A 26,285-nucleotide genomic window follows, 5' to 3' on the forward strand; every position below is an offset into this window, starting at 1 on the left:
ATGACAAAGTATAAAAATTTCCCACTTCCCCTGCCTTTTTTTATCTTGGCAGTTTTCCTGATTTTCACTTTAGGCGCCTGCAAAATGTCAAACGACACGAAAGAAGTCCTGCCGCGCAACCAAAGCCTGCCACTTTTTAATCCGCATGTCGCGGATTTTATCTGTGAAGCCGAGGCGAGCAAAGTGCCACCCATCGATGCGCAAGCCGAGGACTGGTTCCTCGAAGCGCGCGCCATGGAAGACCCTGAAATTTTCGTGGAAGACCGCGATTACAAAAAAATCGTCGATCTGACGCGTCAGGCGGCAGAGCGATTGCACTGGAAGGCGATGCTCAATCTGGCCAGCTTGTATGTGGAAGGGCGCGATCCCTTGCATGGGGAGGAGGAAGCGGTGCAACTGGTGGAAAAGGGGATGCGGCTCGGCATACCCGCAGCTTATGACCGGATGGGAACCTATTATGCGAATGGCACGGGCGTCAACGGCGACATCACTCGCGCCTATGCATTCTGGCAAAAGGCTGCTGTCATGGGAAATCCTCAGGCGATGGCATTTTTGGCGGAAAAGTTAAATGTTGGACCCGCCAGTGAAGGGGCAGGCTATTGGTCCAATATTCCGGTAGCGACAAAAATGCTGGAATGTGCATTTGGGCAAGGATATGGTCCCGCAGCATTTGATTTGCATTATTTGTATGTGTCTCCACGGGCTTCCAATGGGAAAATAAATGGCTCGCGTAACGCTGAAACAAAAAATCGTGCATTAATGGTATTGCATGAAGGTGTAAAGTTTGGTTGTGAGGATTGTGCAAATGCCTTGGCAATTGAATTTGGTGCTCCTTTTGATCTTGCCGATATGCTGGCGCCATATGTGGACAAAGCCCGTGGAGCGCGATATCGTATGCTTAGTAACGCCCTCGGTTTCAACCCCAATCGCCGCTTCCCCAACCTCGATAAAATCTTGCCATTGCCTCCGGCCGATCTGCCGCCGTGGGATGGTCAACGAAAGAGCCTGCTCGACGCCGCCATGGGCGTGCTTCCGCTGCCAGCCATCCCAAAGCCAAGCGCCGCCTCGCTTTCAAAAGAACCGTATTTCCTGGCAGCCGACTATGCGCTGCATCCCACCGGCTTGCACAGCGACGCGCCAACCGCGCCATTTTCCGCATATTGGCAACCGGCCCAAGGGCAGGGTTTGACGGAGCCGGCCCGGCTGTTCCGTAAAGGCGAAGAGTTCCGCCATTTCAGCGTGTTCGATGCCGCTGGCAAGACCCGTTACGGCCCAGTGACATGGGAACAGTGTCTGACGATACGGCATAACCAAGGGGCAGTGGAACCGCGCGCGGTGCACGGCTTGCTGCGCGAGGTGGTGCCGCCCGAGCCATGGTTGAGCTGTGCTTGCGGGCAAGCGTGTCCGGTCAGCGGCGTCTGGCAACCGTGGGTAGCGGCCGACCATCCGCTGCAGGCCATCGTCAACCAGTACTGGCGCCAGGCGTGGCTGACCCAGGGCGCACCGTTCCCGCGACCGCGCCGCGACTGGTTGCTCGATTTGCTAGACGACCATGTGACGTGGCATTTGATGGATGCGTCACCCCGTGTCCTGCGGGGCGGGGAACTGGCGCACCTCCTGGTGCTCGAACATCAGCCGGTAGGCCAGGCTAAGCACGTATAATTCCTCGCACTATCCACCGCTATTTTTTTCGACAGGCCCCCATGCCCCAGACTCCCGATTTGCAGCCGGATTGGCAAACGTTTGAAACGGCCTACGACGTCGAAGCAACCTGGTTCAAGCTGGCCAGCGCCTCGCTGGCAGTGCTTGGCGCCTCTGCTTTCAAGGATCAGGCATTTTCAGCCTTTGCCTTCAACGCCGTATCGTTCCCGTCCCTTTCGCTGAGCTTTGACACCGATCCCGATAACAGAAAGCGCGGTGATTACCCGCCGGACTGGTCGAACGAGTGCATGGAAGTCGACGTGCCGGAAATCGGGCGATTATGGGAGGAGGGGCATGCAAGGATCGAAGCTGCGCTGCTCGAACTGGTCGACGCGGCCGATGACGGGCAGCTCGATGCCATCGAGGAAGGCTATCTGCACAGCCTCAGGAAAACCATGGTGCGTCTTGAAACGCACGGCGCTTTCGGGCAGATCAGGACCTGCGCGCGATTCTGGACCGTGGTCACGCAAGTCGACGCCGATACCGATGAAGAGGAGCGGCTGCTTGAGCAGGTGCGGCTGGCGGCCGTGACGAATCCGGCATGACGCGGCAATTGCGGACAGGGACAAAGGCAGGGTAGCCTCCGTCCCGCACCCTGCTGGCCAGCCGGCTAAGCGGCGCCGGCGATTTGTCCCCGCAGCGCTGCCGTGCCGCGCACGCCGAGCATGCGCCACAGGCGCGCCGGCAGTGCGCTGATCGGTTCCAGCTGGGCCGGCACATCGATCCAGCACGCGTACAGCAGGTGGCCGTTCACGCGCATCGGCGGTCCGGCGCGCTCCGTTGAAAAGCCGCCTTGCCGCAGCAGGCGCTCGATGCCGACGGGGGAGACGGAAATAATCCGGCGCGCGCCCAAGGTCGCCGCCGTGGCGATGGCCTTGCGCAGCAGGCGGAACGTGTCTTCGAGGGTATTGCGGTTGTCGTGCAGGTCCATCGACGTGAAGCGGGACAATTCCCAGATCTCGTGATGGCGCGGCGGTGCCTTGCCGGCCATTAGCTGGGGAAATATTTCCCCCAACAAATATTGGCGGTCGGTGGGCAAGAGCCGGGCGCAGCCGTTGATGCGGCCCTCGCCATCGCGCGCGATGACATAGTAGGTATCGTCATGGTCGAACTGGTCCGTCTCCCTGCCATCCTGTGATGGCAAATCCCATCCCAGGGTTTCCACAAACACTTTGTAGCGGTAGTGCTCCAATTCGGACTTCAAAATACTGCAAAGCGTATCGGATTTGGCTGAAAGGAGTTTCATGATTATTGACGGCTGTGACGGGATGGCTATTACAGTGTAAATGCGGCCGATACAAAACTGTAGGGAACCACAGGTAGCGGGGCTGATTTATGTTGCTGGCAGTGCGTTTTGGTGAGAATTTGAAGCAGACTTTGCTATACCATACGCCGACTTGCCGACGTGCCTTTTTATCATGCGCGATGAGTCCGCGGCAAATTCTCCCCCCTGACTAAGGACTTCTATGTTCGCTTACAACGCCCCAAAAACGCGTCTTCCGGCAGCAGAATGGAAACAAGGTGTGATCGAAAATCTGGCTGCTACCCGCACGCCGGATGACATATTCGAAGTGCTGGTGGGTGTGGCCGGCGACCTGGGATTCGATTATTGCGCCTATGGCCTGCAAGGCCGTCTGCCGATGTCCAGGCCCAAGGTGTTTACGGTGAATAATTACCCGGTTTCGTGGCAGCGCCGTTACTCCGAGCAGTCGTACATGCGTTCCGACCCGACGGTCAGCCGCGCCAACCGCTCCTTGCTGCCCATCCTGTGGGGCGGCGAAATGCTGGACGAGAATCGCGAGTTCTGGGAGGACGCCCACGCCCACGGCTTGCGCTACGGCTGGGGCCAATCGTCCTGCGACATGAGCGGCCAGGTTGGCCTGCTGAGTTTTTCCCGCTCCTGCAAACCCTTGACGGAGCGGGAAATCGACGTGCTCTCCTTGCGCGTGGCCTGGCTTGCCAATGTCGTGCATGAACATTTTGCCGACGCCATCGCCGTGCCGGCCAAGGATGCACCCAAAATCCAGCTGACCGAGCGCGAGGCGGAAGTGCTGCGCTGGTGCGCCGATGGCAAGACCTCGGCCGACATCAGCGAGATCCTGAACATTACCGAACGCACCGTGACCTTTCACATCAGCAACTCCCTGCAGAAGCTCGATACCGTCAACAAGACGGCCGCCGTCATCAAGGCGATGGCCTTGCGCCTGCTGTAGCTGACGCTGGCTTCAAGGGGCGGCATCCGGCGGCGCGGCAAAAATCAGCGCGGCATTGGTGCCGCCAAAACCGAACGAATTCGACAGTACATGGCGGATCGGCCTGGCGTATGCCTTGCCGGCCACCAGATCGATGCCTTCGCATTCGGCGGCGCGGTTGTCCAGATTCAAGGTGGGCGGCACGATCTGGTCGCGCAAGGCCAGCACCGACAGGATGGCTTCCACGCTGCCGGAAGCGCCCAGCAGGTGGCCCATGGCCGACTTGGTCGAGGATACCGAGACGCCGCCGTGCAGATGGGCGCCGAACACGTGCCGCAAGGCGGCGATTTCCGCCAGGTCGCCGGCGGGGGTCGACGTCGCGTGCGCATTGATGTAATCGATGGATTCGGGCGCCAGGCGGGCGCGCCGCAGCGCCGCCTGCATGGCGCGTGCCGCGCCGTTGCCGTCTTCCGGCGGCGCCACGGCATGGTAGGCGTCGCCCGACATGCCGTAACCGATCACTTCGGCGTACATCCGCGCGCCGCGCGCACGCGCGTGTTCGTACTCTTCCAGCACCATAACGCCGCTGCCTTCACCCATCACGAAGCCGTCGCGGTCACGGTCCCAGGGCCGGGAGGCGCGCTCCGGTGCATCGTTGAACGCTGTGGAGAGGGCGCGGGCGGCGCAAAAACCCGCCACGCCGAGCTCGCAGATCGTGCCTTCGGTGCCGCCGGCAACCATGACATCGGCATCGTCGAGCGCGATCATGCGCGCCGCATCGCCGATGGCGTGCGCACCCGAGGCGCAGGCGGTGACGGTGGCGTGCGCCGGGCCGCGCAGATGGTGCTGGATGGCGATGTGCCCAGTTGCCAGGTTGATCAGGTTGGACGGGATGAAGAACGGTGACAGGCGCCGCTGGCTGCCATTTTCCAGCGCCCTGGCCGCGCCTTCGATGCCGGGCAGGCCGCCGATGCCGGAACCGATCATGACGCCGCTGCGTTCCTGTTCGGCTAGCTCGGCCGGCGCCCAGCCGGCATCGCGCAGCGCTTCGGTGGCTGCGGCGATGGCGTAGACGATGAACGGATCCATTTTCTTCAGTTCCTTGCGTTCGACCCAGTCCTCCGGCCGAAAACCGCCTTCTTCCCCGGCCGCCGGCAGCTGGCCCGCGATGCGCGCCGGCAGGTGGGCGGCCGGAAAGCGGTCCAGCACGCCGATGCCGCTGTGGCCGGCCAGCAGCCGTTGCCAGGTGCGCTCGGCGCCCACCGCCAGCGGGGTCAGCATGCCGATGCCTGTAACGACCACGCGGCGCAGGCCGAGTGGATGGGGGAGGACGTAGGGGGACGAAGACATCGCAGTCCTTTCAGCAGGTTAATTCGGACAAAGCCGCAATGTATCAGCAATCGCCAGCTCGCCACCCCTGTAGGAAATGACAGGTGGCGCGCCGTTCACTTGGCGCCGCCCGCTTGCAGCTGGCGCTGGCGCGCGAGCAGCATGCACGCCACGCCAGCGAGCAAGACCAGCGCGGCCACCATGATCGGCAGCAAGGTCGACAGGGGCTGCAGGGCCGCCGTGATCAGCGGCGCGACACCCCAGGCCAGGGCATTGATCGAAGAGATCAAGCCCATCAGCTGTCCCTGGCGCTCCGTCAGCGTGCGGTTGGAAGCAATGCTGAGCAGGCAGACATAGGTCGTGGCGACGGCGATCGCCAGCGGGCCGGTCAGCAGCCATAGCACGGCAGGCGCATCGCCCAGGGCCACGGCAGCGACCAGCGGCGGCTGGATGGACAGGCTGATGGGCAGGATGCGCTCCAGCGCAAAGCGGCGGGTGGCCCAGGGCACGATAAACAGCATGGCAAGGGCAAAGCAGGTGGAGTAATACGCCAGCAACTGGGCTTCCTGCCAGGCGTCAAAGCTGTAATGCAGCAGCGCAAACGCGGCCATGTAGTTGAAATACATGTAGTAGCCGAGTAAAAAGATGGCCAGCAGCAGCAAGGGATGGCGCAGCTCGGGACGGCACAGCATCTGCCACAGATTGCGCCACGGATGGGTGTTGTCGGTCGACAAAGCACGGGTATCCGTGTAGCACAGCAGGACAAGCACGGCGCTGGCCAGCGGCAGCAGCGCCGCCCAGAGATAGGGCAGCCACAGCGCCGCGCCCTGCTGGTGCATGATGCCGCCCAGCAGCGGCCCGGCAACGAAGCCGATGCCGTTGGCGGCCGTCACCAGCGCGAGGTTGGCGGCCTTGCTGTCGGTCGTGCTCAGGTCGATGATGGCCGCTTGCGCCACCGGCAGGCTGGCGGCCGTGATGCCGGCCAGCGCCCGCCCGCAGCAGATCAGTACCAGGCTGCCTTGCCAGACGCCAAAGGCGGTCAGCGCCATGCCGCCGGCATTGCCGAGCAAGCACAGCAGAAGTACGGGCTTGCGGCCCTTGCGGTCCGACAGGGCGCCCAGCCAGGGCGAGCCGAGGCACATCATCAGCGGATAGATGGCCAGCAGCAGGCCGTAGACGGCCGAGCGGAAGGCCGGCCCCTGGCTGGCGTCGAACAGCGGCGACGCATCGCCCAGCAGCAGCGGGGTCAGGGTCGGATAGACGATGCCGATGCCGGCGGCATCGGCGAAAATGGTACTGAACAGGGCGAGATAAACCAGTCTGGATTTCATCATGAACTCATCAAAAATGGGCCGGGGTGCGGCTGCACCCCGGCCGGCAAGGCGTTAATCTGTTGCCTGGGCCAGGCGGCGCAGGCTGCTGACGGCAAAGTTGTGCAGCGTGGCGGCGTCGCGTACCTCGCGCAGTTCGAGTTGCGCCAGTTCGCGCAGGAACTCGTCATTGGCGACCTGCCGCGACGCCGCCTGCGCGGGCTGCGGCTCGCCCAGGTCGGCATACAGCGGCAGCAGGCGGAAGAAGGGATCGTCTTCCGCCGTCTCCTGCCTGCTGCGCTCGACCCAGCGCGCGGCAGGCGTGGCCTGCAGCGTGGGGCGCAGGGCCACGGCGAGCGTGTCGAACGCCAAGGGCCCGAGGCTGAGGTTGCGTACCCCCGACGCCGTGCACAACTTGCTGCGCCTTGCCACGTAACTGGCCACCAGCGCCGTGGGCAGCAGCGTGACGGGCATCGGCAGATCCGGGTAGGCGTCCATCTGCAGGCATTTGACGGCCAGCGCGACAAAGTGGTTTTGCGTGTACAGGCGCGTGTCGCTGTCGTCGAACATCAGGGGCAGGCGGTACACCGTGGCCGGATAGCCCAGTGCCATCGCCTGCGTCACTTGCAGCTCGGCCGCCAGCTTGGACTGCTCGTAGCCGGAAGCGATTGCTTCCAGGCTGGAGGCGGCCAGCGGCGCTTCCGGCAAGTCGGCCAGCTCGGTGAACTGGGTCGACATATGATGCACGTGCGCGGCGCCGGCCTGCGCCGCGAACAGCAGCACATTGCGGGTGGCGCCCACGTTGCCGTCGCGCATGGAGCCATAGTCGGCGGCGTGATTCACGTGCGCCGCCGCGTGGATCACCTGGCCGACGCTGGCGCGGCAGGCGGCATAATCGGCGGCCGACATGCCCAGCGACGGCAAGGCCAGGTCGGCCTGCAGCACGCTCAGCCGTTGCGACGGCAAGTCCGCATGGAACAGGCGGCGATAGCGGGCCGCCAGGCGCGCCATGCCGTCGTCGCCACGCAGCGGCAGGACGATGCTGGCCGAACTTTCGTTCAGCAGCGCGTGCAGCAGATGCATGCCGAGGTGGCCGCTGGCGCCGGTCAGCATCACGGCCTTGCCCGGCGTCGCGCCGGCGGGGAACGGCGGCAGATCGCCCATGCGTTCCAGGTCGGCCGCGTAGGCGCGCCGGGGCGGTGCCGTGCCCTCGGCCGCATCGGCCGCCAGCAAGCCGTTGATGGTGGGATTGTTGACGAAACGGCCGAACTGGATGCGCAGTCCCAGCGTGCGTTCCACGGCCAGCACCATGCGCGTGAGCACCAGCGAATCGCCGCCCAGCTGGAAAAAGTTCTCGTCGACGTCCACCACCGGCACTTGCAGCAATTCCTGCCACAGCGCACAGATGCGCTGTTGCAGCGGCGTCAGGGCCGCCGCCGTGGCGGGCAGGCGCTGCTCGCGCTGCTGTGCCAGCCGCTGCGTCAACAGGGCGCTCAGTGCCGCGCGGTCGACCTTGCCGCTGCTGTTGAGCGGGAAGGCGTCGAACTGGAACAGCTGCGATGGCAGCATGTACTCGGGCAGCCGCTGGCGCAGCCGTTGCAGCAGCGCCGCATCGGCTTGCGTGCGGGCGATCACGGCCGCCATGATCTGGCGTGTCGTCGCACCGGGCTGGCCGATTTCCATCACCAGCGCGCACGCATGCTGGACGCCGGGCTGCGCCAGCAGCGCGTGCTCGATCTCGCCCAGTTCGATCAGCTGGCCGCGCAGCTTGACGCGGAAATCATTGCGGCCGATGTAGTCCAGTTCGCCCTCGGCGGTCCATCTGACGATGTCGCCCGTGCGGTAGATGCGCCGCTGCGGCGTCTGCTGCGGATTGCCGTAGAACGGATCGGGCTGGCGCACCGTGCCGATGTAGCCGCGCGCGACGCCGCTGTCGCCCAGGTACAGTTCACCTGCCACGCCAGCCGGCACCGGCCGTCCCAGCTTGTCCAGCACCCAGCAATTGACACCGGGACAGGGTTTGCCGATGAGTGCGCCGCTGCCGTGCGGCAAGGCGCGGCAGGCATGGAAGGTGGCGTAGATGGTGGCTTCGGTCGGGCCATATAGGTTGTGCAGCACCGTTGCCGTGCCCGAGGCCAGCCATTGTTCCACCACGGGCCGCATCAGCGCCTCACCCACGGAGATGACGTGGCGCAGGCTGTGGCAAACGGCCAGCTCGGTGACCAGCAGGTTGAGCAGCGACGGTACCGTGCTCATCATCGTCACGCCGTGCGCCTGGCAGGCGGCCACGTGCGCGCTGCCAGCGGCGCCATGCGGCAGCAGCACCACGGTGCCGCCGCAGATCAGCGGCAGGCAGTACTCCGGGATGGAAATGTCGAACGTCAGCACCGTGCCTTGCAGGAACTTGTCGCCGGGGCCAAAGCTGAAATATTCCGCCATCCACGCCAGGCGCTCGCTCAGGCCCGCATGCTCGACCAGCACGCCCTTGGGCATGCCGGTACTGCCGGAGGTGTACAGCACATACGCCAGGTCGCCGCCGCCGTCCGCATACGGGCTGTTCGGCTCCAGCCGTTCGGCCGGCGGCACCACGACCGCTTGCAGCACCTGCACCGACAGCGCTTGCCCGAGGACGATTTCCAGCACGCCCAGTTGCGCCTGCGCCCGCAGCAGCGCCTGCATCTGCGTGCCGGGGCGTTCGCCAGCCGTCAGCAGCAAGGCGCAGCGCGCCGTCTGCAGCATGTACAGCGAGCGTTGCGGCGGATGCTGGAGGTCCAGCGCGACATAGGCGGCACCGCATTGCCACAGCGCCAGAATCGCGATCACCGATTCCGGGCAGGCCGCGCGCGGCATCATCAGGCCGACCGTGTGCTCCTTGCCGATGCCCAGCGCCGCCAGTTGCGAGGCCAGCTGCTGGACATGGTGCCGCAATTGCGCATAGCTGAGGCTATGCGCGTCCCATTCCAGCGCCACCGCCGCGGGATGGCGTTCGGCCTGCAGCAGGAATTGCTGGTATACCGGCAATGCCCGCGTGCCGGCCGGCGTGGCGGTGGCGAGCGGCGCCGTGCCTGGGCCCTGGCCGCCCAGCAGGCAGTGCTGCTCGGCGACCGACAGCATGGACAGGTGCGCCACGGCGTCGTCGCTGCCGGCCGCCAGCTGCGCCAGCAGCGCCGCATAGTGTGCCGCCATGCGCGCCATGGCGGGCTGGCTGAAGGCGCTGCAGCGGAACTTCAGCAGCATGTCCCAATGCCCCTGGTATTGCGTGATCCAGAGGCTCAGGTCAAACTGCGCCAGCTGTTGCGGGATCGTCAGCGGCGTCAGTCTGGCGGCGCCTGCCTCCAGATGCATTTCCGTGGCGTCGAAGAAATTGAAATAGCTTTGCAGGGGATCGTGGCCCTGCACGGCCGCCTTCAGCCGTTCGTCGCGCATCAGCTGGGCCAGCGGAATATCCTGGAACTCGAGCAGGTCGAACAGGGCGCCCGAGACGCTGCGTTCCAGCGCCGTGCTGTTGCCGTTTTCGTCGATGTCGAGCACCAGCGGCAGCACATTGACGAAGTGGCCGACCGTGTGGCGCCAGCGTTGCTGGGTGCGGCCGTTGAACGCCACGCCGGTGAGCACGCGCTGCTGGCCGCTGTAGCGCGCCAGCAGCAGCAGCCAGGCCGCCAGGCAGACGCTGGCGCGGCGGCTGGCGGGCAGGGCGCGCAGCCGCTGCATCGCTTCGGCGGACAGGGGGATCGCCACGCTGTCGCCCGCGGCCGACGGCGCCGGCGTGCGCTCATACGGCAAATCGAGACGCAGCAGGCTGCCGTCTTGCGCCAGCAGCTGTGGCGCGATGTGGTCTACCGCCCGTGCCACGGCGTCGGCGCCGAGCTGGCGCTGGCTGGCGGCAAAGTCGCGGTACTGCGTCACGGGGCCGGGGCTGTCGGCCGGCGCCAGTCCGCACAGGGCGCCGGCGAGTTGCTGGCCGACGTAAAACATGGCGCTGGCGTCCATCAGCACATGGTTGGAACTCAGTACCAGGTAGCCGGTGCCGTCGTGCGCGCGCAGTAGCGTCACGCGCGTGGCAAAGCTGTCGTGCAGCGAAGGAGACATCGCCAGCATGTCGGCGATGTGCGCCAGCGCCGCCGCCTCATCCTGCACCGGCTGTTGCCGGATGGCGTTGGCCGCCTGGACCGTGGCGGGCGCATGCACGACATAGGCGGGACCCGTCTCCTGGTCGTCGCCATCGACGGTCGCGCGCAGCAATTCGTGCGCGGCGATCAGTGCCTCCCAGCGGGCCTGCAGGGCCGCCATGTCCAGGCCGGTGCCGTCGATGCGCCAGCCGATGGCGCATTGATAGGCGTTGCCCGCATCCTGGCGCTGCTGTTCATACCACAGCGAAAACTGCCCGGGCGACAGGGGAATGCGCGGCGTGGCCGGCCCGGCGTCCGGGACGGTCTCGGGGGCCTGCGCGGCGGCCGCCGGCTGCAGGCCGGCCAGGCGTTGCCGCAGTTCCGCCAGCGTGCCGCCCGCCAGCAGCAGTGCCACGGGGATGCTGTGGCCCAGCTGGCTTTGCAGTTCGCTGCGAATGCGGATCAGGCCCACCGAATCAAGGCCCAGCTGTTCCAGCGTCGCCTGCTCGTCGAGCGTGCTGGCGGCATGTCCTGTTTCGCTGGCGATCAGCTGGGCCAGCAGGTCGCCGTCCGCGTTCGTGCCGGCGCTGGCGCATGGCTGCTCCTGGCTTGCCGCGGCGGCGGGCGCCAGCGCGTACACGGCGTAATGGCCGTCGCGTTCCGGGCCGGCCAGCAGCGCGGCGAGCGTGGCGCAGCCGCGTGCCGGCGCCATCGGTGCCAGCTGGCGCAGCGCGCGCGAACGTTTGCCCTGCGCCAGGCCGCGCATCATGCCCGCGCCGTCCCACGGTCCCCAGTCGATCACGGTGGCGGGCAGGCCATCGTGCCGGCGTTGCGCCGCCAGCAGCTGCAATCCCGCATTCGCGGCCGTATAAGCGAGCTGGCCTGGCGATTCCAGCAGCGCGGCCAGCGACGAGAACAGGACAAAATAGTCGAGTTCCGCATGCCGCGCGGCGTGCCGGTGCAGCAGCCATGCGCCGCCCAGCTTGGCGCCGAGTACTTGCTGCAATTGCGCCGCGTCGATGTCGCCGATGGGGCGGTCATCCAGGCTGCCGGCCAGGTGGAACAGGCCGTGCATGGGCGCGCCGCACGCTTCCAGCGCGGCGCTGGCCGACGCCGTATCGTTCAGGTCCGCCAGCAGCAGTTGCAGCGCCACGCCCTGCGTGGCCAGTTGCGTGAGCCAGGCCTGTTGTTCCTCCGTTGGCGCCGCTCGGATCACGAGGACGAGGCTGCGGCAGCCTGCATGGCGCACCAGGTGCTCGGCCAGATGGCGGCCTATGCCGCCGAAAACGCCGCTGATCCAGTAGGTGCCGTCGGCGCGGCAGCAAGGCTGATCCGGCGCCGTGGGTTGCGCCACGCGCAGCGTGCGCCGTTGCGCCAGGATGCCGGCGCGCAGACGCCACAGGCTGGCGGCGATGCCGCCGTCGGCCAGTCCCGCCGGCTGCGCCCGCACGGCGCAGGCCGCCGCGGCGATGGCTGCGCCATCGGCGTCGCTGTCCAGCCAACTGACGTCAAGCGCCGGCAGTTCGCTGCGCAAATTCGTTGCCAGCGCTTGCGCCAGGGCGCGGCGGGTGTGCGCGGCCTCGCCATCGACGTGCGCGGCCACGTCGGCCAGGCACAGCTGCAAAGGCTGGCCAGGCTGCCGGTCCAGCAGCACTTGCAGCGTTTCGCGCCAGTTGCGTACCCAGTGCGCCAGTGCGGCCGCATCCGCCGGCTGCGGGTGGGCCGGGTCGAGCAATACCAGGATGGTGCGCAGCGGTGCCGTGGCCGATTCCGCGCCATGCAGCTTGCCGTCGGCGTCCCACAGCGCATGGCGGGTATGCACGTCGGCCTCCGCCAGCCATTGCACGCATGCCGCCGGCAAGCTGCTGTTGGCGGCCGCTGCCAGCAGCCATTGCTCGCCGGCGGCGGGCCGGGCCGGCAAGCCTGCGGGCGCCGTGTACGCCACCCAGTCGACCGCGTGCAGCGGCAGGGCGGCAGGCATGGCCGCGGCGCCCAGGGCCGCGCAGCTCACTTCGCTCAAGACGCCGATGCAGCGGCCCTGTCCGGAATACAGCCGCAGTTCGCCATCGAGGAAACCGGCGGGCGCCGGCCGCAGCACGGCCTGGCAAAGGATGCTGGCGTTCCAGGCGGCGCTGGCGTCGAACCAGGCGCTGCCCACCGACACCGGCACGTAGGCCTGCTGCGGGTCGCCGGCGCAGATGCCCAGGGTATGCAGGCAGTTGTCGAGCAGGGCCGCATGCCACAGCGGCAGGCTGGCCGTGGGCGCCTCCGGCGGCAGGATGCGTCCCCACAGTTCGCTATCCGATACCCGGTGGCTGGCCTGCACCCGCTGGAACAGGGGGCCATAGCTGACGCCGCGGGCACGGTAATGGTCATAGAAGGGCGCGGCATCGTCCCACTGCGCCGCCGCTCCCGGGGCGTCCGCGTTGTCGGGCTGTGGCATTGCGTTCCAGCCGGCGCGCACTTCGGCGTGCAGCGCCCGCGCATGGCCGGGCGCGCTGTAGCGCAGCTGATACGACTGCCGTGTATCCGGGCCGCCGATGTCCACCGTCAGCGCGGCAGGGGCGTCGGCCGCCAGCGCCAGCGGCTGATGGATCAGCAGGTCGCGCAGTGTCAATTGCTGCGCAGCGGCATCCGCCGCCTGCGGCAGCCAGCGCTGCGCCAGGCTGAAGGCGCTGGACAGGTAGTACATGCCGGGCAGGACGGCGGCGCCATCGATGACGTGCTGCTGCAGCCAGCTGTCGCCGGCCTGCGGGTCGAGGCTCAGTTCATGGCGTATCGCCAGCGCCGCGACCGGCGGCACTGGCGCCATGGCGGCGTTGCCCCGGGCCGGCAGGCTGGCTTGCCACGACGCCGGCTGGACGTGCTCGCGCTGGAACGGGTACAGCGGCAGTCCGGCTTGCATAGGGTGTTCTGCCTGGACGGCGAATTGCCGCATCGCCTGGCGTGGATCGAGCGCGCCATGTTCGCTCAGGCTGCCCAGCGCGCGCAGCACGGTGGGCACGTCGTCGTGGCGCATGTCCAGGCTGGGCAGGCAGACGATGGCGCGGCCGGCCAGGCGCGCGGCGCTGGCCGTCAACGGGGTCAGCACGGCGCGCGGGCCGATTTCCAGCACCAGGTCCGGCCCGTCCGCCAGCAGGCGGGCAATGGCGTCGGCAAAATTGACGGGCGTCTGAATCTGCTCGCTCCAGTAGCGCAGCTGATCGACGCCTTGCTCCAGCGCGGCCGGGTCGTCGCTGTCGACCGAGCTATAAAAGCGCACGGCGGCGGCCGGCGCGCGCAGCGCTGGCGCGATCGCCGCGCAGGCGGCGGCGAATTGCGCGGCGGCCGGCGCCATCAGCGGCGTGTGGAAGGCGCCCCGCGTGGCCAGCGGCGTGCAAACCAGGCCGGCGTCCGCGGCGGCCTGGGACAGTTGCGCGAGCGCCGTGGCGCAGCCCGCCACCACCACCGATTGCGCGCTATTGCGCACGGCGATCCAGAGCGCCGGTTCGTCGGCGCAGATGCGCGCCAGCAGCGGCGCCAGCTGCTGCGGCGTGGCGGCCACGGCCAGCATGGCCGAGTCGCTGGCGGCGCAGGCCGCTTCCATGGCGTCGGCCCTGGCCAGCAGCATGCGCACGGCCACGTCGAAGTCCATCACGCCGGCCACGCAGGCAGCGGCGTATTCGCCAACGCTGTGGCCCAGCACCGCCACCGGCCGCAAGCCCAGCGCGCGCCAGAATTCGGCCAGCGCATATTCGATCAGGAAGAGCGACAGCTGGGCGCTGCGTTGACGCTCGCGTCCGCTCGGCTGGCGCAGCCCGGCGTCGCCGGCAAACAGGGTGTCGAGGATGTGCGTATCCTCGCCCGCCAGAAGGTCGAGGCGGGCGGCCAGCGGTTCCAGCAGCGAGCGGAACAGGGTATTTTGCTGGTACAGCTGGCGCGCCATGTTGGTGTACTGGCTGCCCTGGCCGGTAAATACCAGTGCGACCCGCGCCGAGGCCGGGCGGGGGCGCAAGGGCGTGTCCAGGCGCCGGAGCAGTTGCGCTGCCAGCTCGGATGCGTTGTTGCCCGCGACTGACAGCCGGGCCTGGTTCCACTGTTGCCGCTGGAACAGCGCAGCGTGGCAGACGGCCGCGGCGGCGGGAGCGTCCGGCTGCGCCAGCCAGCCGGCATAGCCTTGCGCCAGGGCCTGCAGTGCCCCGGTGCTGCGGGCCGACAGCTGCAGCAGCTGCGGGCCGTCGGCCGCGACCTCCGGCCCTGCCAGCGGCGCGTCGGCCGCTTCGCCCAGCAGCACGTGGGCATTGCTGCCGCTCATGCCGAAGGAGCTGACGCCGCCGATGCGGCGGCTGTCGCCGGGCCAGGCCAGCGCTTGCGCGGGCAGCACCGCCTGCGGCAGGGCGCTGGCGACGGCCGCATCGATATCGTGCGCAAAGCAGTGCGGCGCGATGCGGCGCCGATGCAGGCTCAGCGCCATCTTGATGATGCCGGCAATGCCGGCAGCCCCCTCGCAGTGGGCGATGTTGGCCTTGGCGGCGCCGAGGAACAGCGGCGTGTCGCGCCGGCCGAATACCTCGCCCAGCGCGTCCAGTTCGATGCGGTCGCCCAGCGCGGTGCCGGTGCCGTGGGTTTCAATGTGCGACACCTGTGCCGGCGTCAGGCTGGCGCTGTGCAGCGCCTGTTCCATCAGGCGGCGCTGGGCGCTTTTCGATGGCGCAGTGATGCCGTTGCTGCGGCCATCGCTGTTGATGGCGCTACCGAGCACGTGGGCGTACGCGCGCATGCCGCGCGCCGCCGCGTCGGCGGCCGGCAGCAGCACGATGGCGCCGACGCCTTCGCCGCGCGAGAAACCGTCGGCATGGCGGGTGAAGGGCTTGCAGCGGCCGTCGGCCGCCAGCATGCCGGCAGCGGCGAGGTCGGCGCTGTAGTCGTGCGCCAGGATCAGCGACACGCCCGCCACGATGGCCATGCCGCAACGCCCTTCGCGCAGCGCTGAAACGGCCTGGTGCAGCGCCACCAGCGACGACGAGCAGGCCGTGTCGACCACCAGGCTGGGGCCTTCCAGGCCGAAATGGTAGGACAGCCGGCCGGCCGCCATGCTGCCCAGCGCACCGCGGCTGAGGTAGCCGTTGTAGTCGCCGCTGGCCGCCATGCGCCGGCCGAAATCGCTGGTGCTGACGCCGACAAACACCCCGCACGGGTTGCCGCGCAGCGCCGCCGGATCGAGGCCGGCATCCTCGAGCGCGTGGTAGGCGCATTCGAGCAGCAGGCGGTGCTGCGGATCCATGTAGGCGGCCTCCTTGGGCGCGATGCCGAAGCAGCCGGCGTCGAACATCCATGGCGAGCGTTGCAGATAGCCGCCATGGCGGGCGGCGGCGGCCAGGCCGTCGCGGGTGGCGCTGTCGAAGCGCTCGGCTGGCAAGGCGCTGGTGGCGTCGATGCCGTGCATCAGCACATGTTCGAAACCGGCCAGGGTATCGGCCTGGCCGGGCAGTTCGCAAGCCATGCCGACGATGGCGATGTCGCTCGGGGCGGGGAGATTAGTGGCATTCATGGTCTGATCCTTGATGGGAGGAAGTCGCGTTCGCCGGCAGCGCCTGCAGCACGCGCTGGGCCGAGCGCAGCGCGCCTTCGAAAAAGCCCTGGAAGTCGGAATAGGCCTCGCCGCAGATATGCACCTGCGGCGCGCGGCCGTCGTCGCCGAGGGCGAATGCGGCCAGGGTGCGCATCACCTGTTCCGAATCGCGTCCGGGTTTCCAGAAATGCACACCGGCGCCGAACGGCGCCGCGCTCCAGTCGCACAAGCCCCATTCGAGCAGCTGCGGCTCGTCGTCGCGGCCAAAGGTCTGCTGCAAGGTGCGCACCAGGGCTTGCCGCAGGCGCTCGTCGCTGCTGTGCACCGACCGGCCCTTGTGCGGGAAGCGCGCGCCTGGCGTGTCGGTCAGGTTGGCCCAGTAGTGGCACCAGGGGTCGTCGTTGTAGAACATCGCCAGGCCGTAGGCTTCGGGCTGCTCGGGATGCGACTCGAAATGGGCGGCGCGGGTGGTGGCGCCTTCGCCGCTGCCGGGCGGGGTACCGGGCGCCCACCAGGGATCGGCCATCACGCACGAGGCCCAGACGATGGGGAAGCACAGCACGGCGTCCAGGCTGGCCTGCACCGGCGCGGGCAGCGACGGCGCCAGCGCTTCCAGGGCGCTGCGCGGCAGGGCAAGGATCAGGCGCCGCGTGCGCAGCGTCACGCGTTCGCCGTCATGCAGCAACTGCAGATCGAGTGCGCCATCGGCGCGTTCGCCAAAGGCCAGCAACTGGTGGCGCACATGGATCTCGACGCCGGCCGCGCGCACGGCCTGTTCGGCGGCGTCGATCAGCGCCTGCATGCCGCCCTGCGGAATGTACGAGGGGCGCTGCATCAGGCGCATGTCGAGCAGCTGGCAGATCCAGTCGGCGGCGTTGGGATTCTGGTTCTTGAAATTGTAGAACGCGCCTTTTTCGCGGGTGAATTCGACGGCTTCATGGCTCAGCACCTCGCTCAGCACGTTCCACATGCCCTGCTGGTACAGCGGGCGTCCGCCAAACTGCGCCAGGCGCCGGAAGCTGGCCTTTTCCTCAGCGCGGGCCGGACGTTCCAGATGGTCGCTGGCGAGCGGCCATTGCGTGCCGATGACCTGCGCGATGCCATGCCACAGCAGCGCCCAGGCGACGTCGCCGCCGGCGGCCTGCTCGGCCACGGCCCGTTCGGCCGGCGTCAGGCGCGTCAGGTCGGGCCGGATCGCCGAGCAAGCTTCATGCGAGGTGATGGCGCTGGTGGCGATGCCCAGTTGCTGCACAAACTGGTCCATCAAGGGCTGCAGGTCCGGTTCGATGCGCACGGCGCCGAATTCGGCGCGGAACTGGCCGCTCAACATGGGTTCGGTCTGCACGCGGCCACCGACCGCCTCCAGCGCCTCGAACAGCTGGATGCGCAATTGCGGCGCGCTGCGCTTGAGCCGCAGCGCCAGATACAGGCCGCTGATGCCGCCGCCGATGATGCAGATATCGCTGCTGGTTTGCATGCTCATCCTTATGCCCCGGCGTGGGCCAGGGAGGCGGCACTGCTGTCCTGCCGCGCGGCGATGGCTTGCGCCAGCAGTTCCAGCGTGAAGAATTCAAATAGCTCCTCGGCACGCAGGCGCACGCCGAAGTCCGTGCTCACGCGCAGCGCATACACTTGCACGCCGAGCGAATCGAGTCCCAGTTCGGCAAACGGCAGGTCGTGCTCCAGCGCGGCGCCAGGCATGCCCAGAGTGTCGGCCAGGGCCGCCGCCAGCCGCTCTATGCAGGCGCCCGCCTGCGCGGTGTCGCGCGCGGCGTGCGGCAGGGGCGCCGCCACGTTGTCGCTGGCGAACATCGCCTGCAAGGCTTTGCGGTCCGCCTTGCCGCTCAGTGCCTGGCGCGGGATTTCGCGTAGCGGGAGGTATTGCCTGGGCAACCAGGCGGGCGGCAGGGCACGGGCGGCGTGGGCGGCAAGGCGCTCGAGCCAGCGGGCGTCGTCGTCGGCGCCCGCGCCAGGCACCAGCGCCGCGACCAGGCGTGTGCCCGCCAGCAGGGCGGTGACGTCATCCAGCAGGCCGGAATCGAGCAGCGTGGCCTCGATTTCCGCCAGTTCGACGCGCTGGCCGTTGACCTTGACCTGGTCATCGACGCGGCCGATGCAATGCAGCTCGCCGTCGGCGTCGACGCGGCAGACGTCGCCGGTCAGGTAGAGGCGCTGGTACAGCAGCGGCGCTTCCGGCTCCGGCAGCGGATTGGCGATGAATTTGCGCGCCGTTTCGGCCGCATCGTTGACATAGCCGTTGGCCAGCGCGGCGCCACTGATGCACAGCTCGCCTTCGAGGAAGGGACTGAGCCGATGCACCCGGCCTTCCCCGTCGCGCAGGTAAAAGCGCGTGTGCGGCACCGGCTCGCCTATCGGCAGCGAATCGGCGGGCTGGCCGTCGTAGCGCCAGGCGCTGGCCATGATGGTCGCTTCCGTGGGGCCGTAGACGTTGTAGATGCCGGCCGCTGGCAGCAGCGCGCTGGCGCGTGCCGCCAGCGCCGGCCGGAAGACCTCGCCGCCGACGCACATCGCGCGCATCGAGGTGCAGCGCTCCACGCCCGGCGTTTGCAGGATCAGGGTGAGCATGGTGGGCACCGTGGTCATGTGGGTCGCCTGGTGGCGCTCGATGGCGTCGACGATGCGGTCGCCGTCGATGTTGCGCTCGCCGCCGAGGAAGGCGATGCGGGCGCCGACCATCAGCGGGGCCATCAATTCATGCATCGATGGATCGAAGCACGGATGTATGCTTTGCAGCCAGCAGTCGCCGGCCGTGACGTTCAGGTAGCGCACGATCCAGCTGAAATGGTTGTAGGCGGCGGCGTGCGAGACGGCGACGCCCTTGGGCTGGCCCGTCGAGCCGGAGGTGAAGATGATGTACAGCGGCGCCGTCACCGGCACCAGCGGTGCCATGTCGGCGTCGGACAGGTCGCGGGCAGCGAGCTCGGCTTGCGCGCACGGCAGCACGTTCAGCGTGGTCTCGGCCGCCATGCGGCGCTCGCTCAGCGCCGTCAGCAGCAGACGCACGCCGGCCTGTTGCGCGATGCGCTGCAGGCGCTCGGTGGGGCATTCGATATCCACGGGCACGTACACGGCGCCGCACTTGGCTAGCGCCAGCAACAGCAGCGAACGGCTTGGCTCATGCGCGCTGCAGACGGCGACACTGTCCATCGGCCGCACCTGATGCACCGTTTGCAGCAGCCGCGCCAGGCGGTTGGCGCGTGCATTGAGTTCGCCATACGACACGCTGCCGGCGGCCGAGCACAGGGCTGGCAGCGCGGGTGTCAGGCGGGCCTGGCGCTCGACCAGCTGATGGGGATATTCAGGAGTGTAAGGAGTGGTCATGGTTGGATTCTCGGTGCGTTTGTATCAGTTGGGCCAGGCTGCCGGCATGGGGCTCGGCCAGCATGGAAAAATGGTTGCCTGGCACTTCGATGCCGGGCTGGCGGTGCGCCATGGCCGCCGCGTTCCAGCTGGCGATGAAAGGCTGGCGGGCATGCAGGCGCAGGCAACTGGCACCGTCGGCGCCGCCCGGCGTCGGCCGGTAGCGCTGCAGCAGGGCCAGGCAGGCGTGGCGGTTGCTTAACACTTCGTCGATGCGGCCCTTGGGCATGCGCTGCGCGATGCGCGCGGCCAGTTCATCGGCATCCATGTGTCCTGTGACCTGCTGCTCGGTCATCTCGGGATGCAGGGCCAGATACAGGGTCAGCATTTCGTTGCCGGCGTCGCTCTGGCGGTCGCGCGCGGCCATGGCCAGCGACGGATCCAGCAGCACCACCTGGTCGACCTGCTTGCCGACGCTGCGCAATATCGTCGCCATTTCGGCAGCGACGATGGCGCCGAAGGAATGGCCGCCGATGCGGTAGGTCGCCGCGGGCGGGCCGCTCAGCATGCGCCTGACGTAGTGCGCCGCCAGGGCCTGTATGCTTGGCTGGCGGCGCCCGGCCTGGCGCAGGTTGAACGCGAACACGCGGCAATCCAGGCGGGCGGCTAGGGCGGCGAAGGGCGCCGCGCTGCCGTCGGCGCCATGCACCAGGTACAGCGCCGGCTGCGGCTTGGCGGCAGGCGGCAGGCCCAGCGCGCGCGACAGTTCGACCAGCGATTCGGCCTCCAGCGTCTGCGCCAGCGTGGCGGCGGCCTGTTGCCAGGCCTGTTGCAGCGCCTCTCCGCCGGGCGCGCCGCGGATGCTCCAGTCGTCGGAGGGCATCGGATCGCACGGCGCCAGTATCACGCTGCGCTGGGGCGTGCGCACTTCGATCCTGGCCAGCGTCAATGCCTGCGCGGGACGGCCGGGGGCGCTGCCCGCCGCCGGCGCTTCGCAGGCGTCCAGCAGTTGCCGCAGCCAGGCCGACGCGTCGTCGCCGGCCGGCGTCAAGGGCAGTCCCGCCCAGTGCAGCAATATTTGCGTGCGTTGTCCGTAGATGTGCTGGCAGGCGTGCAGCAGGGCCGCCAGCAGGCTGAGTTGCACCGGCAGGCCGTACAGCCGCGCCATGTGCTGGCGCAGTTGTTGCAGGGTGTCGCGTGAAGATGGAGGACTCATGCGGGGATCCAGTGTAGTAGGGGCGGTTGGAGCGGGCCATTGGACTACAGATGGGTTCCCCGTATAACTGGAGGAAATGACAGTTTCGGCGCAGGGGAGAGATTTCTATACTTGTCCGCGATTCGCCCGCCGGCTGCTGCCTGCAGCCCTGACCTTGTCGCCCTATGAGGAATTTAATGGAAACCCCAACCGTCTCCGCCACGCAAGCCATTCTGGACGATGTGCGCGCGTATTTGCAGAGCAAAAGTAATTTGCCGGTCACCGAGGAACACGCCACCACCAAGCTGCTGGCCAAATCCTTTGACGAAGAGGAAATCCGCCATCGCCGTGCCGCATTCGCCACGAATGGCGAGATCGACTGTACTGCCGTGCTGGCCAACTACGAGTTATTGCATGGCATTAAGTACCTGGACCGCCTGATCAACAATAGCGGCCATGCAGTGCCGGCCCGCGCGGCCATCGCCATCTTTCGTGGCGCCGAGATTTGCCTGAATAATCTGGTGGTGCTGGCGCGCCGCATCACGGACGACGTCAAGCGCGGCCACATCGCCGACGCGTCGCTGAAGATCGGCTGGGCCAATCGTTTCCACGAAACCCTGTACAGCCTGTCCCAGTTGCTGGTGCAGGTGGACCAGGGCGGCCAGCAGGGCGACAGCATCAGTATCCGCGATTCGGCCGTCTTCCAGGATTATCTGGTGCAGGCTGCGCGCATGCACGCCATCCTGCGGGCCGAGGCCACCGAGCAGTACAGCGATCTGGGCGACAAGGATCTCGACGATCCGCAGCGTTTTGTCTTCTTCCACAGCTTCGTCAACAGCAATTACGAGTCGATCTGGCTCAGCGCCATGGAGCAGGTGCGCTTGCCCGGCGTGCGGCGCGAGGCGGGCGAGGACGCTGGCGTGTTCTATCAGCGCCTGATTCAAAATGATGAAGTGCGCGAAGCGGTCAACTGCGTCGACCTCAAGGATCCGACCTGCCTGATGCAATTTCGCGCCTATCACCAGATCAGCGAAGTGCTGGTGGGCCTGGTCAATGAAGTGTCCAGCGAGATCATCGTTGCCTTGCTGGGCAACGAGCAAGCCACGTTCGGCACGCATGCGCGCTCGCTGGCGCTGTGCAGCAAGCTGCTGCAAGTGGTGACCGACAACATCCGTCCCATCGTCCGCACGCTCAGCCCGAAAGCGTATTTCGCCATCCGTCCGGCGCTCGGCATCACCAGCGGCTCGCATTCGCACAACTTGCGCAAGGGCTTGTTCCTGACGATTTATCCGTCGCTGGTCAAAGCCCTGCGCCTGCAACTGGCGGCGATGGATGAACAGCTGGCAGGCGACGACGAGCGGCTGCAGCAGATCGTGCTGGCGTTGCTGCAGCAGCACGGCGACCCGCGCGCCGACATACTGCGCCAGGTGGTGTATATGCATCAATACGTGCGCACCTGGCGCGACGAGCACATGCAGTTCGTCAAGACGCAGATCGGCGTCAGCCCCGAGGACATGACGCCTACCGCGTCGATTTCGGGCGCCGAGAACGCCGCGGTGACGGCCAACGGTTTCCGCCAGGCGCACAAGAACGATCCGATTGCCCCGCTGTACCAGGCCCTGCTCGGCAAGCTGCCCGTGCCGCCGCTGCCTATCGTGCAAAAAGGCGGTTTCGACGAATACATGGCGCATTTCACCGCCAATGCGGTCAAGGAAATGTATGCCGACGTGCAGGATCGCGCCCAGCGCAAACGTCCGGCCAGGATGGCCAGTTGAGCCGCCCGCTCGTCGTGGTGAGCGGCGCCGGATCCGGGATCGGCGCGGCGGTGGCGCGGCAGTTCAGCGCCGCCGGCCATCCGCTGCTGCTGATCGGCCGCCGCAAGGCGGCACTGGAGGCGCTGGACTTGCCGCAGTCCATCTGTGCCGCGCTGGACGTGGGCGATGCGCAGGCAGTCCAGGAAGCCGTGCGCCAGGCGGAGCAGCGCCATGGCGCCGTCGACTGCCTGGTCAACAGCGCGGGCATCATGCGGCTGGCCGCGGCCGCCGGGCAGGACGCGGCGGAGTTTGCCGAGATGCTCAATACCAACGTCGTCGGCAGCGTCAACCTGGTTCAGAGTGTGTTGCCAGGCATGCTGCGCCAGCGGCGCGGCACGGTCTTCAATGTCAGCTCGATTGCCGGCCGCCAGGCGTTTCCCATGCATGCCGGCTATTGCGCTTCCAAATTTGCCGTCCACGGCTATACGGCGGCGCTGGGGCTGGATATGGCTGAGCACAACATCCGCGTCAGCACCGTCTCGCCCGGCGTGGTCGATACGCCCCTGTTGCGCAGCACGACCTCGGCGTCCGCCCGCGCCATGTTCGAGGAGTGGCTGGGCACGCTCGACTCCCTGCTGGCTCCGGAAGATGTGGCCGGCATCATCGCGTTTGCCTACCAGCTGCCGCAGAGCGTGTGCATGCGCGAAATATTCGTCACGTCCACGTCGCAGGGATCCTAGCCAGGAATCACACCCATCCGCGCCAGCCGCAGTGCGTGATGACGGTGTGCGCATCGAGCAAGTCGTAATGTACGGAAAACCGGGCGCTGGCGTGCAGGCGCGGCGACAGCGTCTGGTTGATCCGAAACGTCAGGGTGCGCCTGGCCTCGTCGAATGTGGTCAGTGTCACGGCGGTAAAGTCGAAATAGTAGCCGACCATGGGAAAGGCGGCCTTGAAAAAACTTTCCTTGGCGGAAAACACCACCGTCATCAAAAACTCCAGGGCGTTCACACTGTTGATCTGATGCAGCAGGGCCAGCTCGGGCAGGCCGATCGCCGTGCTCAGCAAGGCTTCGCGCATCTCCGCGCCGACCACCGCTTCAATGTCGATGCCGATGGCTTCGTGCCGCTGCGCCGGCAAGGCCACCGCAGCGGCATAGCCGCCGCCGTGGCTGATGCTGCCGACCACGCCGGCTGGCCACAAGGGCTGGCGCGAGGCGCCGGTGCCGATCTGCGCGTCGGCGATGCCGAGGCGCGCCAGCGCGGCGCGCGCTGCCAGCCGGCCGAAAAAATACTCCGCTTGCCGTTTTGGCACGCTGCGCGCGATGGCGGCGGGCAGGGCGATGTCATGCGCATGGAAGGCGGCGCTCTGGAATGGATAGGGCTGGAAATGCAGGACGGTGATCTGCAGCGCAGGCACCATGCCGTCCTCTGCCTGGTGGATGAATGGCAGGGGCAGGGGAACGAGCCCTTGCCGCTGCGCTTCATCGCTGGCCGGCAAGCGCCCGGACAGCATGTCAACGCTCGCTTCTGCACGCTTCATCGTCGCCGTTCTATACATTGAGATGGGCATAGATTACCCGATTCCTGCCATCGTGCAAGGTCATTGCTCACGATGGACGACCCGCTTGCCGCAGCGCGTCGCTGGCAGTGCTGGGCGCCTCCCCCTTCAAGGGTCAGGCATTGTCAGCCTTTGCCTTCAACGCCGGTCCCTTTCGCTGAGCTTTGACACGAACGCGTGCATGGAAGCCGATGTGCCGGCAATTGGCCAGCTGTGCCATGCTTTCGAGCAAATCAGGACTTGCGCGCGATTCCCGACCGTGGTCAAGCAAGTCGATGCCGGTACGCATGAAGAGGAGCGGCTGCTCGATCAGGTGCCTGCCGCAGGCTATATCAGGGCTTGCCAGGCTCTGACTTCCGCGTCCGTCAGCACCGGCCCCCAGCCGCCGCGCAGCGCCGCATCGTGCTGCGCATAGTGCGCAAGCTGCGGCACGGCCACGTCATGCCTGGCACAGATGGCAAGGACGGCTTCCAGCTGCCGCCGGCTGGCCGCAAGATCGTCGCCATACCAGCTACAGGCGCTCGTTTCCAGCACATGCTGAACAAGTTCCTCCAGCGTGCCGAGCAGATGCCCGGGGATGGCCATGCGGATGTCATCGGGCCAGGGATCGCCCATGCCGTTCACGGCCAGTGAAGCAAAGCCGCGTTCCCAGGCCGCAAAATCCCCGGGCGCGAGCTGCGCCACTTTCCACACGTGGCCGGTGAACGCGGACAGGGCGGGATGGTGAAGGGCGTGCTGCTGGCAAAAGCGTTGCAAACAGGTGAGCGCAATGCATTGTCTTGCAATCACGGAGAGCGTGTCTAACGATAAATTGTGCATATATTGTGCATAAATTGACGGCGTTTCAAAAATAATGGCTAGATTCGGCTGACTGCGCGCCGTGCCAACTCCCTGGCGCATGCTGCTTCAGCTTGAATCATTTCTCAAAAACAAGCCAGGACCAGCTCACCCCCGCCTGACGATTCTGCAGTTGCACGGATGGCGCCTGCGTATTCAGCATCACTTTGAGCTGATGCCGCATTGCGAGCTCTGCCGTTTCACTGGCGGATACATCAAAGATGCGACGGCCTTCTGGGGCTGGTCCATGCCTCAGGGACATGACGAGCATTGCGCCGGGCTTGAGTAATATGCTGATATTGCCCATCGCCTCCATTCTTTCTTCCGCTGCCAGATGCATCCAGACGGCCGCGACGACAATCAGGTCATACCTGGTTTGGCGCGCGCCTATCGCAGACAGGGCGGGCAGGCTATCGTTCACCCATTCGATGTTGGCCGGGGCGTGCGCCTTCATGCCCGCTGCGCGGAATGCGGCAACGGGCTCAAGCGCGACCACTGTGTGCCCCAGGCTTGCCAGGCACGCCGCGTCGCCGCCTGTCCCGGCGCCGATGTCGAGCACGCTGCTTGCTCGCGTCGGCAAGAGATGAGCAACGGGGCGGTATTTCTCCAGGAAGGCAACGCTGTCGTATCGGGCGATGAGCTGCCCTGCATTGTCTGCATAGCCTTCGGTGCCCGGGACAGTGGATGGTTCCATGGGATGTTGCATGATCAGCCGGCGCATCTGGCGATGGCCGTCATTGCTGTTCTCCCGCTTGCTGATGCGCCTGCCGCAACGCCTCCACCGGCAACTGGAAAAAGCGCGGCACCATCGCGGGCGATAAATCGTCGCCGCCGTCCGCCATGGCCAGGCGGCCGCTCAGCAGCAGCATCACGTAGCCGTGGCCCAGCGACCAGCCGGCGCTGGCGGCGGCCTTGTCCCAGCGCGCATCGAGGCCTGCTTCGCGCACGGCCGCGCCTGCCGTCTGCAGCACGTACTGGAAGCACGCCTGCGCCGCTTCCAGCAGGGCGGGGAACTGGCGCACGTCCTGGTGCTCGAACATCAGCCTGTAGTGGGCCGGTGCGGCCAGGGCGAATTCGATGTATTGCTGGCCCAGCAGCTGAAAACGCTGTTCGGAGGGCAGGCTGCCCTGCGGCGGCAGTTCTGCTTCCCACTTGGCGATCAGGCTGGCGAAACCGGCTGCCGCCACGTCGGCCAGCAAGGCTTCCTTGCTGGGGAAGTGGCGGTACACGGCGGCGATCGACACGCCCACCGTGCGCGCCAGTTCACGCAGCGAGAGGGTGGCGTCGTGCTGCTGCGCCAGTTGCGCGATGGTGGCGGCGACCAGGGTGTCGCGCAAGTTGCCGTGATGGTAAGTACTTGGACTTGTCATTCTATGTTATCGCTGTTCACATTGTCGTGTATGATGCTCATGTTATCACTGAACAC

General features: G+C 66.9%; 16 protein-coding genes. 5 read left to right on the forward strand and 11 right to left on the reverse strand.

Going from position 1 to position 26,285, the window contains the following annotated elements; genetic code table 11:
- A complete protein-coding gene (locus ACPJXG_RS08740; protein WP_425253971.1) occupies nt 1-1,662 on the forward strand; it encodes a tetratricopeptide repeat protein in 1,662 nt (553 codons plus the stop codon).
- 41 nt (nt 1,663-1,703) lie between these two features.
- Nucleotides 1,704-2,246 (forward strand): hypothetical protein, encoded by a 543-nt coding sequence (locus tag ACPJXG_RS08745; RefSeq protein WP_425253972.1) that lies wholly within the window; start codon nt 1,704-1,706, stop codon nt 2,244-2,246.
- Nucleotides 2,247-2,311: 65 nt separating this feature from the next.
- Here ACPJXG_RS08745 and ACPJXG_RS08750 read toward each other — a convergent pair whose 3' ends face one another.
- Nucleotides 2,312-2,905 carry an acyl-homoserine-lactone synthase gene (locus ACPJXG_RS08750; protein ID WP_425253973.1) on the reverse strand — a complete coding sequence of 198 codons (594 nt, stop codon included), beginning with the start codon at nt 2,903-2,905 and terminating at the stop codon, nt 2,312-2,314.
- Nucleotides 2,906-3,224: 319 nt separating this feature from the next.
- Here ACPJXG_RS08750 and ACPJXG_RS08755 point away from each other — a divergent pair, with 319 nt between their 5' ends.
- Nucleotides 3,225-3,914 carry a LuxR family transcriptional regulator gene (locus tag ACPJXG_RS08755; protein WP_425253974.1) on the forward strand — a complete coding sequence of 230 codons (690 nt, stop codon included), beginning with the start codon at nt 3,225-3,227 and terminating at the stop codon, nt 3,912-3,914.
- Between the two features lie 12 nt (nt 3,915-3,926).
- On the opposite strand, the gene fabF is transcribed toward ACPJXG_RS08755, so the two are convergent.
- The 6 genes from fabF to ACPJXG_RS08785 form a co-directional block, all read right to left on the reverse strand.
- Nucleotides 3,927-5,243 (reverse strand): beta-ketoacyl-ACP synthase II, encoded by a 1,317-nt coding sequence (fabF, locus tag ACPJXG_RS08760; RefSeq protein ID WP_225241928.1) that lies wholly within the window; start codon nt 5,241-5,243, stop codon nt 3,927-3,929.
- A gap of 95 nt (nt 5,244-5,338) precedes the next feature.
- Entirely contained in the window at nt 5,339-6,556 is a 1,218-nt protein-coding gene (locus tag ACPJXG_RS08765) for an MFS transporter (RefSeq protein ID WP_081922513.1), read from the reverse strand.
- Nucleotides 6,557-6,607: 51 nt separating this feature from the next.
- Nucleotides 6,608-16,171 carry an amino acid adenylation domain-containing protein gene (locus ACPJXG_RS08770; RefSeq protein WP_425253975.1) on the reverse strand — a complete coding sequence of 3,188 codons (9,564 nt, stop codon included), beginning with the start codon at nt 16,169-16,171 and terminating at the stop codon, nt 6,608-6,610.
- On the reverse strand, nt 16,158-17,669 hold the full coding sequence (locus tag ACPJXG_RS08775; protein WP_425253976.1) for a flavin monoamine oxidase family protein: 1,512 nt from the start codon (nt 17,667-17,669) through the stop codon (nt 16,158-16,160). Before ACPJXG_RS08775 ends, ACPJXG_RS08770 begins: the two co-directional genes overlap by 14 nt.
- Nucleotides 17,670-17,677: 8 nt before the next feature.
- Nucleotides 17,678-19,534 carry a non-ribosomal peptide synthetase gene (locus ACPJXG_RS08780; RefSeq protein WP_278316508.1) on the reverse strand — a complete coding sequence of 619 codons (1,857 nt, stop codon included), beginning with the start codon at nt 19,532-19,534 and terminating at the stop codon, nt 17,678-17,680.
- Entirely contained in the window at nt 19,512-20,729 is a 1,218-nt protein-coding gene (locus tag ACPJXG_RS08785; RefSeq protein WP_176389978.1) for an alpha/beta fold hydrolase, read from the reverse strand. The genes ACPJXG_RS08780 and ACPJXG_RS08785 overlap by 23 nt, the downstream gene beginning before the upstream one ends.
- A 176-nt stretch (nt 20,730-20,905) precedes the next feature.
- Here ACPJXG_RS08785 and ACPJXG_RS08790 point away from each other — a divergent pair, with 176 nt between their 5' ends.
- Together ACPJXG_RS08790 and ACPJXG_RS08795 are read left to right on the forward strand one after the other, a co-directional pair.
- Nucleotides 20,906-22,483: a hypothetical protein gene (locus ACPJXG_RS08790; RefSeq protein ID WP_278316506.1), complete on the forward strand. Its 1,578-nt coding sequence runs from the start codon at nt 20,906-20,908 to the stop codon at nt 22,481-22,483.
- The gene (locus tag ACPJXG_RS08795) at nt 22,480-23,202 is read left to right on the forward strand and encodes an SDR family oxidoreductase (RefSeq protein WP_425253977.1); all 723 of its coding nucleotides are present in this window, start codon (nt 22,480-22,482) and stop codon (nt 23,200-23,202) included. The genes ACPJXG_RS08790 and ACPJXG_RS08795 overlap by 4 nt, the downstream gene beginning before the upstream one ends.
- A 7-nt stretch (nt 23,203-23,209) precedes the next feature.
- On the opposite strand, the gene ACPJXG_RS08800 is transcribed toward ACPJXG_RS08795, so the two are convergent.
- The 4 genes from ACPJXG_RS08800 to ACPJXG_RS08815 all read right to left on the reverse strand — a co-directional run bounded on the left by ACPJXG_RS08800 (nt 23,210) and on the right by ACPJXG_RS08815 (nt 26,229).
- Complete coding sequence (locus ACPJXG_RS08800; protein ID WP_425253978.1) at nt 23,210-24,004, reverse strand: 4'-phosphopantetheinyl transferase family protein; 795 nt, start codon at nt 24,002-24,004, stop codon at nt 23,210-23,212.
- Between the two features lie 345 nt (nt 24,005-24,349).
- Nucleotides 24,350-24,922, reverse strand: a complete 573-nt coding sequence (locus ACPJXG_RS08805; RefSeq protein ID WP_425253979.1) for a hypothetical protein — start codon at nt 24,920-24,922, stop codon at nt 24,350-24,352.
- A 16-nt stretch (nt 24,923-24,938) separates the two neighbouring features.
- Nucleotides 24,939-25,553 carry a class I SAM-dependent methyltransferase gene (locus tag ACPJXG_RS08810; protein ID WP_425253980.1) on the reverse strand — a complete coding sequence of 205 codons (615 nt, stop codon included), beginning with the start codon at nt 25,551-25,553 and terminating at the stop codon, nt 24,939-24,941.
- A 40-nt stretch (nt 25,554-25,593) separates the two neighbouring features.
- Nucleotides 25,594-26,229, reverse strand: a complete 636-nt coding sequence (locus ACPJXG_RS08815; protein ID WP_176389984.1) for a TetR/AcrR family transcriptional regulator — start codon at nt 26,227-26,229, stop codon at nt 25,594-25,596.
- Nucleotides 26,230-26,285: the final 56 nt, after the last annotated feature.

The organism is Janthinobacterium sp. NFX145 (assembly GCF_049810325.1).
Taxonomy (GTDB): Bacteria; Pseudomonadota; Gammaproteobacteria; order Burkholderiales; family Burkholderiaceae_D; genus Janthinobacterium; species Janthinobacterium rivuli.